The organism is Sinomonas sp. T428B (assembly GCF_056780155.1).
On record NZ_JBRAZR010000001.1, the window covers coordinates 955729 to 969608 of the forward strand.

The 13880-nt window shown below is 72.2% G+C and carries 11 protein-coding genes; 8 read left to right on the forward strand and 3 right to left on the reverse strand.

The genetic code is table 11. The features are described from left to right. The first annotated feature begins 58 nt into the window (after positions 1 to 58). The gene (locus ACUYMY_RS04475; RefSeq protein ID WP_481702422.1) at positions 59 to 1024 is read left to right on the forward strand and encodes a LysR family transcriptional regulator; all 966 of its coding nucleotides are present in this window, start codon (positions 59 to 61) and stop codon (positions 1022 to 1024) included. Between the two features lie 98 nt (positions 1025 to 1122). Here ACUYMY_RS04475 and ACUYMY_RS04480 read toward each other — a convergent pair whose 3' ends face one another. Then, positions 1123 to 2235, reverse strand: a complete 1113-nt coding sequence (locus ACUYMY_RS04480; protein WP_481702423.1) for a VIT1/CCC1 transporter family protein — start codon at positions 2233 to 2235, stop codon at positions 1123 to 1125. Positions 2236 to 2491: 256 nt separating this feature from the next. Next, positions 2492 to 4009 carry a sodium:solute symporter family protein gene (locus ACUYMY_RS04485; protein WP_481702424.1) on the reverse strand — a complete coding sequence of 506 codons (1518 nt, stop codon included), beginning with the start codon at positions 4007 to 4009 and terminating at the stop codon, positions 2492 to 2494. A gap of 162 nt (positions 4010 to 4171) precedes the next feature. On the opposite strand from ACUYMY_RS04485, the gene ACUYMY_RS04490 reads away from it, so the two are divergent. After that, the gene (locus ACUYMY_RS04490; protein WP_481702425.1) at positions 4172 to 4747 is read left to right on the forward strand and encodes a helix-turn-helix domain-containing protein; all 576 of its coding nucleotides are present in this window, start codon (positions 4172 to 4174) and stop codon (positions 4745 to 4747) included. A gap of 26 nt (positions 4748 to 4773) precedes the next feature. Here ACUYMY_RS04490 and ACUYMY_RS04495 read toward each other — a convergent pair whose 3' ends face one another. Next, the gene (locus ACUYMY_RS04495; protein ID WP_481702426.1) at positions 4774 to 6747 is read right to left on the reverse strand and encodes an APC family permease; all 1974 of its coding nucleotides are present in this window, start codon (positions 6745 to 6747) and stop codon (positions 4774 to 4776) included. A gap of 316 nt (positions 6748 to 7063) precedes the next feature. On the opposite strand from ACUYMY_RS04495, the gene ACUYMY_RS04500 reads away from it, so the two are divergent. The 6 genes from ACUYMY_RS04500 (at position 7064) to ACUYMY_RS04525 (ending at position 13862) form a co-directional block, all read left to right on the forward strand. Further along, positions 7064 to 7801, forward strand: a complete 738-nt coding sequence (locus ACUYMY_RS04500; protein ID WP_481702427.1) for a hypothetical protein — start codon at positions 7064 to 7066, stop codon at positions 7799 to 7801. 11 nt (positions 7802 to 7812) lie between these two features. Beyond that, positions 7813 to 8535 (forward strand): hypothetical protein, encoded by a 723-nt coding sequence (locus ACUYMY_RS04505; protein ID WP_481702428.1) that lies wholly within the window; start codon positions 7813 to 7815, stop codon positions 8533 to 8535. Between the two features lie 96 nt (positions 8536 to 8631). Beyond that, positions 8632 to 9699: an agmatinase gene (gene speB / locus ACUYMY_RS04510; RefSeq protein ID WP_481702429.1), complete on the forward strand. Its 1068-nt coding sequence runs from the start codon at positions 8632 to 8634 to the stop codon at positions 9697 to 9699. A gap of 77 nt (positions 9700 to 9776) precedes the next feature. Further along, complete coding sequence (locus tag ACUYMY_RS04515; protein ID WP_481704957.1) at positions 9777 to 11483, forward strand: thiamine pyrophosphate-binding protein; 1707 nt, start codon at positions 9777 to 9779, stop codon at positions 11481 to 11483. A gap of 185 nt (positions 11484 to 11668) precedes the next feature. Then, a complete protein-coding gene (locus tag ACUYMY_RS04520; RefSeq protein WP_481702430.1) occupies positions 11669 to 12214 on the forward strand; it encodes a MarR family winged helix-turn-helix transcriptional regulator in 546 nt (181 codons plus the stop codon). Between the two features lie 13 nt (positions 12215 to 12227). Continuing rightward, entirely contained in the window at positions 12228 to 13862 is a 1635-nt protein-coding gene (locus tag ACUYMY_RS04525; RefSeq protein WP_481704958.1) for an MDR family MFS transporter, read from the forward strand. The last annotated feature ends 18 nt before the right edge of the window (positions 13863 to 13880 follow it).

Here is a 13880-nt window from a genome sequence, read left to right on the forward strand (position 1 = left end):
TCCCGCGCCACTTGATTTGTATAATCAATCAATTCAACGAGGCTCATAAGGAGAGTTGATGGCATCCGAGTTCACGCTCCGGCAGCTCGAGTACTTCGTCGCCGTGCTCGACTCGGGCTCCGTCACGGAGGCCGCCCAGCGCAGCCGGATCTCCCAGGCCGCCGCCTCGATGGCGATCTCCCAGCTCGAGCGCGCGATCGGCGTCGACCTCCTGATCCGCACCCGCTCGAAGGGCGTCATGCCGACGGCCGCCGGGACAGCCCTCGGGGTCCGCGCCCGGCGCATCCTCGCGGAAGCGGGGGAGCTGCGTGCCGCCGTGCACTCCGGCTGGGAGGAGCTGCGCGGACGCGTGCGGGTGGGCTGCATGATCGCGATCAGCCCCCGGCTCGTCCCGGCCCTCCTGCGGCACGCCGCCGAGCGCCTTCCGGAGGTCGAGCTGGACTTCACCGAGGGCGCCGCCGAGGAGCTCCAGCGGGCCGTGGCCGACGGCGAGCTCGACGCGGCGTTCGTCTACTCGCTCCAGACGGTGCCCGGAGTCGACGTCGTGCATGTCGCCGACTCCCGGCCGCACTTCCTCCTGGCCGAGGGGCATCCGCTCGCGGGCAAGGCCGAGCTGCGCTTCGCGGACCTCGCGGAGGAGGATGCAGTGCTGTTCGATGTGCCGCCGAGCGCCGAGCGCGTCCTGGGGATGGCCCGGGCCGCGGGCGTGGAGCCGAGGGTGCGCTGGAAGAGCGTCGTGTCGGAGACGATCCGCGGGATCGTCGCGACGGGGCGGGCCTACAGCGTGACGAACGTCTGGAGCGGCATGCGCGAGCCGTTCGGCGCAGCGGGCGTCGTGCTCGTCCCGGTCGCCGACGCGACGCCCTCGAACGCGGTCGTAGCGGCAGTGGCCCCCGGCGTGCGGCGGCCGCGGAGGGTCGACGCCGTCATCGACGCCGCGCGGGACATCGCCTCGGGTCAGGAAGGCGACCCCGCAACGCAGGAAGGTGACCCCGCAACGCAGGAAGGTGACCCCGCAACGTAGGAAGGTGACCCCGCAATGTGATGCACGATGCGGGGTCACCTTTCAAGGATGCGGGGTCAGGTCTCAAGAATGCGGGGTCACCCCTGAAGGACCCGGGGTCAGCCGACCGCCACTCCGAAGCCCCAGCCGAGCAGGTACGTCACCGCGGCCGCGCCGAAGCCGATGCCCAGCTGCCGGATGGCCCGCTTGAGCGGCGAGGCCCCCGCGAGCAGGCCGACGACGGCGCCGGTCGCCAGGAGCGCGAGCCCCACGAGGACGGCGGAGACGACGAGCGCCGCGACCCCGACCATGCCGAACAGGAACGGGAGGACCGGCACGATCGCGCCGGAGGCGAAGAAGCAGAAGCTGCTCATCGCCGCGCCCCAGGCCGAGCCGACGGCCTCGTGCTCGTCCTCGCCCCGCTCGGGGTGCAGCGAGAGGCTCGGGTCGCAGTCGCACGCGAAGTGCCCGAGCCGCTCGGCGGCGCGGTGCTCCGCGGCCTCCTGGCTCATGCCGCGGGCCTTGTAGACGAGCACGAGCTCGTTGTGGTCGAGGTCCAGGGCCGGGGCCGCGCTCAGGGTGACCTGCGTGGGCCGCGAGGCGTTCAGGAGCTCGCGCTGCGAGCGGACGGAGATGAACTCCCCGGCCCCCATCGAGAGGGCGCCGGCCAGAAGCCCCGCGATGCCCGAGAGCAGCACGATCTGGCTCGAGACGCCCGAGGCGGCCATGCCGGCCACGAGCGAGAGGTTGCTCACGAGCCCGTCGTTCGCCCCGAAGACGGCGGCGCGGAACGAGCCCGAGAGCCGGGTGCGGCCGCGGACCGCGAGCCCGCGCACGACCTCCTCGTGGATGCGCTCGTCCGCGGCCATGGCCGGGGTCGCGAATGGGTCGGTCGCGTAGGGGGAGCGGCTCTCGGCCCGCTGCGCCATCGCGAGCACGAACACGCTCCCGAAGTGCCGGGCGAAGAACCCCAGGACCTGGCTGCGCAGGGAGGCAGGCCGCGGCTTGCCAACGGCGTCGCCGAGCAGGGCGCGCCAGTGCGCCTCGTGCCGGCCCTCGGCCTCGGCCAGGCCCAGCAGGATCTGGCGCTCCTCGCCCTCGCGGCGGCTCGCGAGGGAGCGGTAGATCGCGGCCTCGGCCCTCTCGTCGGCCAGGTACTGCCGCCATCGCCGGATGTCCGCGGCCGAGGGCTCGCGGCGCGCTCCGTGGTGGTTGGACAGGGTGTTCTGCATCGTGGCTCCTGGGCTGTGGCGGGTACTGCGGGCGCCGTTGCCCCAGCCACTGTAGCCCTTTCGCGGCGCGGATTTCGGCCGGTCCCCCGGCACCCGGGAGTTAGGCGGACCGGAACTCTGTGCCCCTTCAGGGACGCGGACGACGGCGCGTGGCCGGGTCGCGCTGACCCGGCCACGCGCCGTCGTGCTCAACCCCCGACGGCGGTGCCCCACCCCGCGAAGGGGGCGGCGCCCCGCCGTCGTGCGGGGAGAGAGGCTAGGCGACCTTCTCGGGTTCCGCCTCCTCGACGCGTCCCCTGATGCGGGCCTCCCACGCGGCCCGGACGCCGGCCTCGGTGGGCGGGGTCGCGAGCGAGACCGCGATGTAGGCGATCGCCGAGGCGGCGAGGCCGTAGTAGATCGGCTCATTCGCGTAGATGCCGTCGAGCGGCACGGCGGCATTCGCCTCGAGGTAGATCATGGTGCCGAGCGTGACCACGGTCCCGACGGCCATCGAGATCGCGGCGCCCAGGCCCGTTCCGCGCTTCCACACGAGGCCGCCGAGGATCGCGACGAGGAGGCCGCCGACGAGGATGTCGTAGGCGATGGTCAGCGCCGCGACGACGTCCTTGACGAGGATCGCGATGACGATCGTGACCACGCCGAGGCCCAGGACCCACCAGCGGTTCTCGCGCACGTCCTCCTCGGGGTCGCGGTCGTGCTCGACGGCGATGCTGCGCCCGAACCAGCTCGCGACGAAGGGCACGACGTCGGTGCGCGCGACCGTCGCGGCGGCGATGAGCGCCCCGGACGCGGTGGACATCATGGCGGCCACGGCCGCAGCGAGCACGAGGCCGCCGACGGCGATGGGCAGGAGCTGGCTCGCGACCTCGGCGTACACGGCGTCCTTGCCGACGGCGGCGATGTCGATGTTGGGCAGGGCGACCTTGGCGGCCATGCCGATGACGGCGCCGGCGAGGCCGTACAGCACACAGTAGAGGCCGGCGGTCGTGCCGCCCCAGCGGGCCACCTCGGGGGTCTTGGCCGTGAAGACGCGCTGCCAGATGTCCTGGCCGATGAGCAGGCCGAGGGTGTAGACGACGAAGTACGTGATGATCGTCTGGACGCCGATCCCGTCCCACTGGAAGAACGAGGCGTCCACGCGCTGCCGGATCCCGTCGAAGCCGCCCGCGGCGTTGAGGGCGAAGGGGAGCATGAGCAGGAAGATGCCCACGGTCTTGATGACGAACTGGACCTGGTCCGCGAGGGTGATGGACCACATGCCGCCCACCGTGGAGTAGACGAGCACGATCGCGCCGCCGACGGCGATCGCGAGCCAGCGCTCCCAGCCGAAGAGGACGACGAAGATCGTCGCGTAGGCGCTCGTCGACGTCGCGCACAGCATGAGCGTGTAGGCGAGCATGACGATGCCGGAGGTCTGGGTCGACCGGGTCCCGTAGCGCAGCGTGAGCATCTGGGCGACGGTGTAGATCTTGAGCCGCTGGATCGTGCCGGCGAACGCGAGGCTCAGGGCGATGACGCCGGCGCCGATCGCGATCACGAGCCACGCGCCGGAGATGCCGAAGCGGTAGCCGAGGCCCACGCCGCCGACGGTCGAGGCCCCGCCGAGCACGACGGCGGCCATGGTGCCTGTGTAGAGGAGGGGGCCGAGGCGGCGGCCCGCGACGAGGAAGTCGCTGTTGTTCTTGGTCCGGCTCTTGCCCCACCAGCCGAAGGCGAGCATCGCGGCGAGATAGGCCACGACGATGCCGATGTTGACGGCGTTTGCGTCCATGGATAGTCCTTGGGGGAGTGTCTTTGAAGAGGGTTCCGGTTGCCGGGCTAGATGCCTGAGAAGCAACAGGTGTTGCCCGCTAGACTAATTTGTGATGGGAACAACAGTCAATGCAGCACCCGCCAGTAGGATGGCGGGAGCCGCTTCCAGAGAGAGACAGCCATGAAAGCCCTGCCAGTCGAGCCGAGCAACGCCCCCGTCGCGATCGGCTCCCGCATCCGCGCGGCGCGCCAGGCCCAGCGCATGACGATCGAGCAGGTCGCGGACGCCACAGGCCTGACCAAGGGCTTCCTCTCCCGCGTCGAACGGGACCTCACCTCGCCGTCGGTCGCCTCGCTCGTGACCCTGTGCCAGGTGCTCTCGGTCTCGATCGGGGACCTCTTCGCCGTGCCGGAGACGCACCTGACCCGCGCGCAGGAGGCGCCGCGCATCTCGCTCGGCGGCGAGGGCATCGTCGAGCGGCTGCTCACGGCCCGGTCCGAGCGCCGCGTCCAGCTCCTGCAGGCGGACATCGAGCCGCACGGCTCGGGCGAGTCCGACCTCTACGCCGTCGACTGCGACGTGGACGTGCTGCACGTGGTACGCGGGCAGATCACGCTCATCATGACCAACGAGCGCTACTCGCTCCGCGCAGGGGACACGCTCACGTTCCCGGGGCGCGAGCCGCACACGTGGGTCAACCCCACGAACGAGCCCGCGACCGTCCTCTGGATCCTGGTCCCGGCCGCCTCCCGCTGACGCCGGGCGGAAGCCGCTCAGGCGGGTCAGCCGACGTGCACCCAGGGGCGCTCCGTGATGTCCGGCTCGGCCTCGCGCAGCACCTCGCGGGTCACGGGCGCGATCTCGCCCTCGCCGAAGAACAGGAACTTCGTCAGGTTCACGACCGGGTTGCCCTCGGTCCAGCGGAAGTAGATGTGCGGCATGAGGCCCGTGACGTTGCGCAGGTGGAGCAGGACGGCGGCGAGGGTGTTGGGCACGTTGTTCGAGTGGACCTCGAGGACCTTGAACCCGTGCCGCTTGATCCCGCGGACGTCGAGCTCCTGCTCGAACTCGGAGCAGTCGTCCACGACGACCTCGATGAACAGGATCCGCGCGTCCTCGGGCACGTGGTTGGCCGCGCGGGCGTGGGCGAGCTTGGTCCGGTACCGCTCGGCGTCGAGCCGCTGCGGCTCGTGCGCGATGAGCCGGATCGGCCCGCTCTCGACGTCGGAGAGGAACTCGAGCGCCTGGTCGTCGAGCCGCACGTGGGTCGCCCGCAGCTCGAAGGAGCGCCGCACGCGCGAGGCGAAGCTCACCAGCAGGATCCCGAGGATGAACATCGCGGCGATCCGGATGCCGTCGGGCCGCTCGACGACGTTCGCGACCGTCGTGTACACGAACACCGCCGCGACGGCGCCGAACGCCCACGTGCGCACGCGCTCGCGCGCCGTGCGGGCCGAGAGGGTCACGGCGACGGCCGCTGAGGTCATGAGCACGAGCACGCCGGTGGCGTACGCGCCGCCCTGCGCGTCGACGTCGGCCTCGAAGATCCACGTGATGAGGAACCCGACCCCGGTGAAGACGAGCACGAGCGGTCGCACGGCCCGCGCCCACTCGGGCGCCATGCCGTACCGCGGCAGGTAGCGCGGCACGAGGTTCAGCAGCCCGGCCATCGCCGAGGCGCCGGCGAACCACAGGATCGCGATCGTCGCGACGTCGTAGACCGTGCCGAACCCGTCACCGAAGAACCCGTGCGCGAGGTAGGCGAGCGCGCGGCCGTTGGCGGCGCCGCCGGGCGCGAACTCCGCCGCGGGGATGAGCAGAGTCGTGACGAAGCTCGAGGCGATGAGGAACGCGGACATGATGAGCGCCGCGGAGCTCAGGAGCCGGTGCGTGCCCCGGATCCGGCCCGCCGGGCGCTCCTCGGTGTCGCCGGGCTCGCCCTTGACCTGGGGCATGACGGCGACGCCGGTCTCGAAGCCCGAGAGGCCGAGCGCGAGCTTCGGGAAGACGAGAAGCGCGATCCCGACCATGAGCCAGGGGTCGCCATGCTGGGTGGTCAGCGCCGCCCACCAGTCCGTGACGAGGTGGCCCTCCGCGACCACATGGACGATCCCCGCCAGGACCACGATCGCGTTGAGCCCCAGGTATACCCCCACGAGCACGACGGCGACATTGATCGCCTCCTTGAACCCGCGCAGGAACACGACCCCGAGAGCGGCGATGAGCCCGAGCGTGATCGGCACCTGCTGCCCGTGCAGGAACTCGGGCGCGAAGGGGTTCTCGAGGAGGTGCGCGCTCGCGTCGGCCGCGGAGAGGGTCATGGTGATCATGAAGTCGGTGGCCGCGAACCCGAGCAGCGCGAGGACCACGAGCTTGCCGGTCCAGCGGCCCATGAGCTTCTCGAGCATCGCGATCGAGCCCTCGCCGCGCGGGCTCTCGCGCGCCACGCGCCGGTACACCGGCAGGGCGCCGGCGAGGGTCACGACGACGAGGATCACCGTCGCGAGCGGCGCGAGCAGCCCGGCCGCGAGCGCGGCGATCGCCGGCTGGTAGCCGAGGGTCGAGAAGTAGTCCACGCCGGTGAGGCACATGACACGCCACCAGGACGCCGGGGTGTGGTGTTCGCGCGGGACGCCGTGCGGGCCCTGGCGCTTGCCGGCCGCCTCGGGCATGCCCTCGAGCAGCCAGGTCCGGACGGGGTGCGGCTGCCTGCGGCGGATGGAGGGTTCGGCCGGCGGCCGCATCAGTGTGCTCATGGCTCCTGCGTCTTCTACGGGGGGATGCATTCAGGAGCGTAGGGCGGGTGCGCGGCGCGGAACCGGGGCCTTGACGGAACCTTAACGCGCCTTTGCGGTGTCTTTGCGCACGACGCCGGCGCTCACCGGGGCGGTTCGGTCACCGTTGCTTCACGGCAGGCGCCCGGGGCGGATCTTCTCGTAACGGCTTTATCTCATTTCGGTGGATTTATTATCCGGGCTCTTCTTCCCGCCCGGATCGAGGTGAGACGGTGGTCTCGCTAGACCTCGCAGCACCCCCGCCCCCGACGAAGTTCCGCACCCCCTCTGGAGAGCCATGCACCCCCACCGGCCCACACATCGGCCCATCCTCACACTCGCGGCCGCCGCCCTGGCCCTCGCCCTTTCGGGTTGCGGGACGGCCGCCTCGCAGGGCGCTGCCACCCAGGCGCCCAGCGCGCAGCCGTCCGCTACGACCTCCGCCGCCAGCCCGGCGCCGTCGACCGCGACCGAGGCCAGCCGTCCCGCCGGCACCGCGACGTCGGAGGCGCCCTCCTCGCCGGCCCCGTCCGCGGCCCTGTCCACGTTCACGTTCCCGGGCGGCCGCTTCTCGTTCGACCACCCGCAGGAGTGGATGGTCGAGGGCTTCCATTCTGTGGAGGCGCCGGTCACGACCGTCACGGCGACTGTCAAGGACGCCGCCGGACGCACCATGGCCACGGTGTACATCGGGGCAGTGGCAGACGTCGTCGCGAGCAACGTCGAGCGGACGGTCTACGAGACCGTCCCGGTCCCCGGCCTCGCCTCCCTGCCGTCGCCGCAGGCGCACCTCTCGTGGTACCGCGAGGACACCTCGGTGTACTGGCTCCAGCTCACCGCAGGCCCGGCGGCGTCCGGGGCCTCGACCCCCGGCGAGGCCCTGGGCCTGATCCGCACCCACGAGGGCGTCCTGGCCGCCCAGGTGGTGTGGGACACGCCCCAGCCGTTCGCCTCCGAGGAGGAGGCAAAGGCCTGGTACGCCTCGGACGAGGGCCGCCAGCTGCGCGCCCTCCTGCTGAGCCTGCGGGCCTCGTGAGCGGCGCTGCCATGGCACGCACCCTGTCCTGGGCCGCCGCGGCGCTCGCCGCGGCGGTCCTCGCGCTCGCCGGCTGCGGCGCGCCCCGGCCGGAAGCCGCCGCACCATCGTCCTCCGCGCCCGCGCCCGCGGGCGCCTCCGCCTCGGCCTCTGCGCCTTCCGGCGGCGACGCCGGGGCGACGCCCAGCCCCACGCCGTCGCCCGCCCTCAAGCTGCACAACTTCACGGCCCACCAGCTGGCCTTCCGCTACCCGGCCGACTGGACCGTGACGAGCGAGCTGCACCCCATGGGCCCCGCGATGCGTGAGATCGCGACGCTGCGCACCGCAGACGGCACGGAGGTCCTGGGTGTCTTCCTGAACTGGACGCCGCAGGACGTGGGCTTTGACGTCACGCGCTCGGTCCTCGACGCCGAGCCGATCCCCGGCCTCGGGTCGGCCGCCGCCGAGCCGGGGCACTACGCGTTCTACGCGGAGACCCCAGCCTCGGGGTCTGCGGCCTCGGACGTCGAGTACTTCATGACCATCTCGCCGGGCCGGCCGATCGACGGGCCCGGGCAGCGGCACGGGGGATTCGACAAGGGCGTGGTCCGGATCTCGAGCGGCTACGCCGTTGCTGCCGACGTCCCGCCCGCGCTCCTGGAGTTCGAGAGCCCGGAGGCGGCGCGGAAGTGGCTCGCCTCGCCGCTGGGCCAGCAGCTGCGGCAGGTGCTGCTGAGCCTCACGGTCTACTAGCGGGAGCCGACAAGTAAACAGTAGGTGCGTATTCGAAAACTTTCCTGTAGTGTGAGTCACAAGCCAACACTCACTGCCACACTCCGGAGGGTCATCTTGGAAGAGCTGCGCATCGAGGCCAACGGCAACCTCGGTCCCATCGATTCGTCCCGCATCCCACGCTTCGCCGGCGCCGCCACGTTCGCCCGCCTCCCGCGCCTCGACCAGGTGCCCCGGGCGGACGTCGCGGTAGTCGGCGTCCCGTTCGACTCCGGGGTCTCCTACCGCCCGGGCGCGCGCTTCGGGGCGAACCACGTGCGCGAGGCGAGCCGCCTCCTGCGCCCGTACAACCCGGCCCTGGACCTCTCGCCGTTCGCCACCGCCCAGGTCGCCGACGCCGGGGACATGGCGGTGAACCCGTTCAACATCCACGAGGCCATCGAGACCGTCCAGCAGAACGCCCTCGACCTCACGGCCGACGGCGCGCGGCTGCTCACGCTCGGGGGCGACCACACGATCGCCCTGCCGCTCCTGCGCGCCGCGTCCGAGCGCGCGGGCGAGCCCATCGCGCTCCTGCACTTCGACGCCCACCTCGACACGTGGGACACCTACTTCGGCGCCGAGTACACCCACGGCACCCCGTTCCGCCGCGCGGTCGAGGAGGGCATCCTCGACACGGAGGCCATCTCCCACGTCGGCACCCGCGGCCCGCTCTACGGCAAGAAGGACCTCGAGGACGACCGCCGCTTCGGCTTCGGCATCGTGACCTCCTCGGACGTCTACTACCAGGGCGTGCGCGAGATCGTCGCGAAGCTGCGGGACCGCATTGGCTCCCGCCCCCTGTATGTCTCGATCGACATCGACGTCCTCGACCCCGCCCACGCCCCGGGCACCGGCACCCCCGAGGCCGGCGGCATCACGAGCCGCGAGCTCCTCGAGATCCTGCGCGGCCTGCGGGGGCTCAACCTCGTCGGCGCCGACATCGTCGAGGTCTCCCCGGCCTACGACCACGCCGAGATCACCGGCGTCGCCGCGAGCCACGTGGCCTACGACCTCGTGTCGCTCATGAGCGAGCTGCCGAAGGCCCAGGCGGGATCAGCGGCAGGGGCCGCGGCGGATGGTGAGGCCGTGTCGGCTTCTGCCGCTTCGGCCGGTGCCGAGCGCACGACGGCGGTCGCCCCGTGAGCCCGGTCGAGTCGCCCGAGTCGCCCCGGACGGGGGAGGCCGAGGCGATCCGGGCGCACGAGGCGGGCGGCGCCGTCGTGCGCCCCGGAGCGGCGGCGGCCCCCGGCGCTCCTTCCGTCCGGAACGGCGGCGACCTCGTCGTCGAGACCCTCGAGGCCCTCGGCGCGAAGACCGTCTTCGGCATCCCTGGCCAGCACGCCCTCGGGCTCTTCGACGCGATGGGCCGCGGCAACCTGCACTTCGTCTCTAGCCGGGTCGAGAACAACTCCGCTTTCGCGGCGGACGGGTACTCGCGAGCGACCGGCGAGGTCGGCGTGCTGTTCCTCTCGACCGGACCCGGCGCGCTCACCTCGCTCGCGGGCCTGCAGGAGGCGTACGCGACAGGTGTGCCGATGGTCGTCGTCGCGAGCCAGATCCCGCTCGAGGGGCTCGGCGCGCGGCGCAAGGGCATGCTGCACCAGCTCGACGACCAGAAGGCCTCGGCCGCTAACGTCACGAAGAGCCAGCGCCTCATCCAGCACGCCTCGGGCATCCCGAGCGCGATCCAGGACGCGTGGACCGAGGCGATCTCCTCGCCGCAGGGGCCCGTATGGATCGAGATCCCGCAGAACGTGCTGCTTGACCCGATCGTCGTGCCGCCGGTGGAGGACGCTCTCGCGGTCGCGGCGGACAACCCGCCGCGCGTCGAGCTGGTCCGCGAGGCCGTGCGCTGGCTCGGCGAGGCCCGGCGGCCCGCGATCATCGCGGGCGGTGGGACCCGGCGCGGCCACGCCGAGAAGTCCCTCCTCTCGATCGCCGAGCAGCTGCGCGCGCCGGTCATCTGCACGCCGGGCGGCAACGGGGCGTTCCCGTGGGAGCACCCGCTCTCGCTCCAGTCGTGGATCGAGGACCGGCACATGACCGAGGTCCTCGAGGACGCGGACGTGCTCGTGGTCATCGGCTCCTCGCTCGGCGAGGTCACGTCGAACTACTTCACCTTCGAGCCCCGGGGCCGGATCATCCAGATCGACGCCGAGCCGCGCGTCCTCGAGTCCAACAGGCCGGGGCTCGGCATCCGGGCGGACGCGGGGCAGGCCCTCGCCGCGCTCGACGCCGCCCTCGCCGAGGCCTTCGCTGACCCGGCCGCCGCGGGGCGGCCCGGCCCGGACTGGCACGGCGCCACGCCCGAGCAGGTCGTCGCCGACTCGCTCGCGAAGGTCCGCGCGCGGCTCGAGTCGCAGGACCTCGCCAAGGAGCTGCGCTTCATGGCGGACCTGCGCGCCGCCGTCCCGGACGACATGCAGACCTTCTGGGACATGACGATCGCGGCCTACTGGGGCTGGAGCTGCTGGGACGCCCGGCAGGGCCAGTTCCACTCGGCCCAGGGCGCCGGCGGGCTCGGCTACGGCTTCCCGGCAGCGATCGGCGGCGCCGTGGGGCTCGCGACGATCGGGAAGCCCGCGCGCGTGCTCGCCGTCTCGGGCGACGGCTCGGCGATGTACTCGATCAGCGAGCTCGCCACGGCGAAGCAGCACAACGTACCGGTCACGTGGCTCATCGTCGACGACGGCGGGTACGGGATCCTCCGCGAGTACATGGTCGGGGCGTTCGGGCAGGCCACCGCGACCGAGCTCGCCCGGCCCGACTTCGTCGCCCTCGCCCAGGCCTTCGGCGTCCCGGCCCGCAAGGTCGCGCCCGAGGACGTGCGGGAGGCGCTCGAGGAGGGCTTCGCGGCGGACGGGCCGAACGTCGTCGTCGTCGAGACCCTCCTGAAGATGTTCGCCCCGACGCATCTGGAGGCGTAGCCCCCTCCAAGCCCGACCCCTCGCACCGCCCCCGGTCCTCCGACCGGGGGCGGTCTGCGTTGCCTCGGTGGCTTTCGGCGGCCGGAGACGATCCTCGGGGTCCCGGCGGGGCAGCGTTTAGTTTGCATAAGCAACCTTCCCCCCCTATAGTTGCTGAAAGCAATCATCTAGGGAGGGGAGCCGCCGTGCCCGTCGAGCCGGAGACCGCGCGCGAGCTCGTGCACCGCATCTTCGACCTGCAGCGCATCGTGCGCTGCGTCGCGAGCGCCGAACTTCGCGGCAGCGAACGAGGCGGCGAGCTCGGCGTCGCCTCCCAGGGCGTCCTCCGGATGATCGACGAGCACGGCGGCCGCGCCGTCGACCTCGCGGGGAAGCTCGGCGTGAGCGCGCCGGTGCTGTCCCGGCACGTCGCGGAGCTCGAGGCCCTCGGCTGCATCGAGCGCCGGCGCGATCCCGAGGACCGGCGCGCCCAGCTCCTGGCCCTCACCGAGTCCGGCCGCGGCCTGCTGGCCCAGATCGAGGAGCATCGGATCGAGCGACTCAGGGCCTACCTCGCCGACTGGGACGAGCAGCGCGCGGCGGACGCCGCCGTCGTCCTCGGCCAGCTCTCCCTCGCCCTCCGGGACGGCGCGCGAGGGACCCGCGCCGGGACCTCCGCAACGACAGGCGTCCCCGGCGCGACAGGCGAACCCGCCACGACAGAGAAGGAGCACCCGCTTGCTGCCCGCTGACACGGCCCCGCAGATGAGCCACCGCCAGATCCTGGAGGCGCTCACGGGACTCCTCGCCGCGTTCTTCACGGCGATCCTCTCGAGCACGATCGTCGCGAACGCCCTGCCGACGATCATGGCGGACCTCAAGGGCACCCAGACCGACTTCGCGTGGGTCATCACCGCGGCCCTGCTCGCGAACGCCGTCACGACGCCCGTCTGGGGCAAGCTAGCCGACCTGTTCGACAAGAAGCTCCTGACCCAGCTCAACATCGTGGTGTTCGTCCTCGGCTCGGTCGTGGCCGGCCTCGCGCAGGACATCCCCTCGATGATCGCCGCGCGCGTGGTCCAGGGCATCGGCATGGGCGGCCTCACGGCCCTGGCCATGGCGATCATCGGCACGATGATCCCGCCGCGCGAGCGCGGGAGGTACTCGGGCTACATGGGCGCCGTCATGGCCGTCGGCACCGCGGGCGGGCCGCTCCTGGGCGGCTTCATCGTGGACTCGCCGCTCGGCTGGCGCTGGACGTTCTTCGTGTGCGTCCCGCTCGCCGTGATCGCGCTCGTGCTCATCCAGGTGACCCTCAAGATCAAGCACGTGAGGCGCCCCGCGAGGATCGACTGGCTCGGCACGCTCCTGCTCGCCCTCGGGGTCAGCACCCTCCTGGTCTGGGTCTCGTTCGCGGGCAAGGCCGGGTACTACGACTGGTGGTCGTGGCAGAGCGCCTCGATGGTCGGCGGCGCGGTCGTCGCCCTCGTGCTTCTCATCGTCGTCGAGTCCCGCGTGGCCCAGCCGATCATCCCGCTGAAGATCGTCTCGGACCGCACGACGGCGCTGGCGATCGTCGCCTCGGCCGCGATCGGCGTCGCGATGTTCGGCTCCTCCTCGTTCCTCGGCCAGTACTTCCAGGTCGCCCGCGGCGCCACGCCGACCGAGGCCGGGCTCCTGACCCTGCCGATGATCGCGGGCAACTTCGCCGGCTCGGTCGTCTCGGGCCAGCTCATCACGCGCTACGGGAAGTGGAAGCGGTACCTCGTCCTCGGCAGCGTCCTGACGGTCGCGGGCCTCGGGCTCACCGGCACGATCGACCACACGACCGAGCTCGCGCTCACCGGCGCCTACACCTTCGTCCTCGGCGTGGGCCTCGGGATGACGATGCAGAACCTCGTCCTCGCGGTGCAGAACACGGTCCGCGCGACGGACATCGGCACGGCGAGCGCCACGGTCGCGTTCTTCCGCTCGGTGGCAGGTGCCGTGGGCGTCGCGGTCCTCGGCGCCGTCCTGAGCAACCGCTCCGGCACGCTCGTGGCCGAGGGCCTCGCGAGCCACGGCATCGAGGTGCCCCCCGGCTCGGGCTCGGGGGCGTCCCTGGACCTCAAGGACATGCCCGCGCCCGTCGCCGAGGTCGTGCGCGCCGCGTTCGGCGACGCCACCGCGCTCATCTTCCTCGTCTCGGCCGCGATCGCCGTCCTCGCGCTCGTCGCGGTCCTGCTCATCCGCGAGGTGCCGCTGCGCCGGAGCGTGGACATCACTCCGGCGGCTCCTGCGGGTGCCGCGCACGACGCCGGTGGGCCGGCCCGCGCGGGCGGGGAACCCGCCGTCGTGCCCGCTCTGGGAGCCAGCGGACAGCCCCTGTCCGCAGGCCGTGCGAATCCTCCTCAAGGCTGATGGCTCCCCGCATTGGCG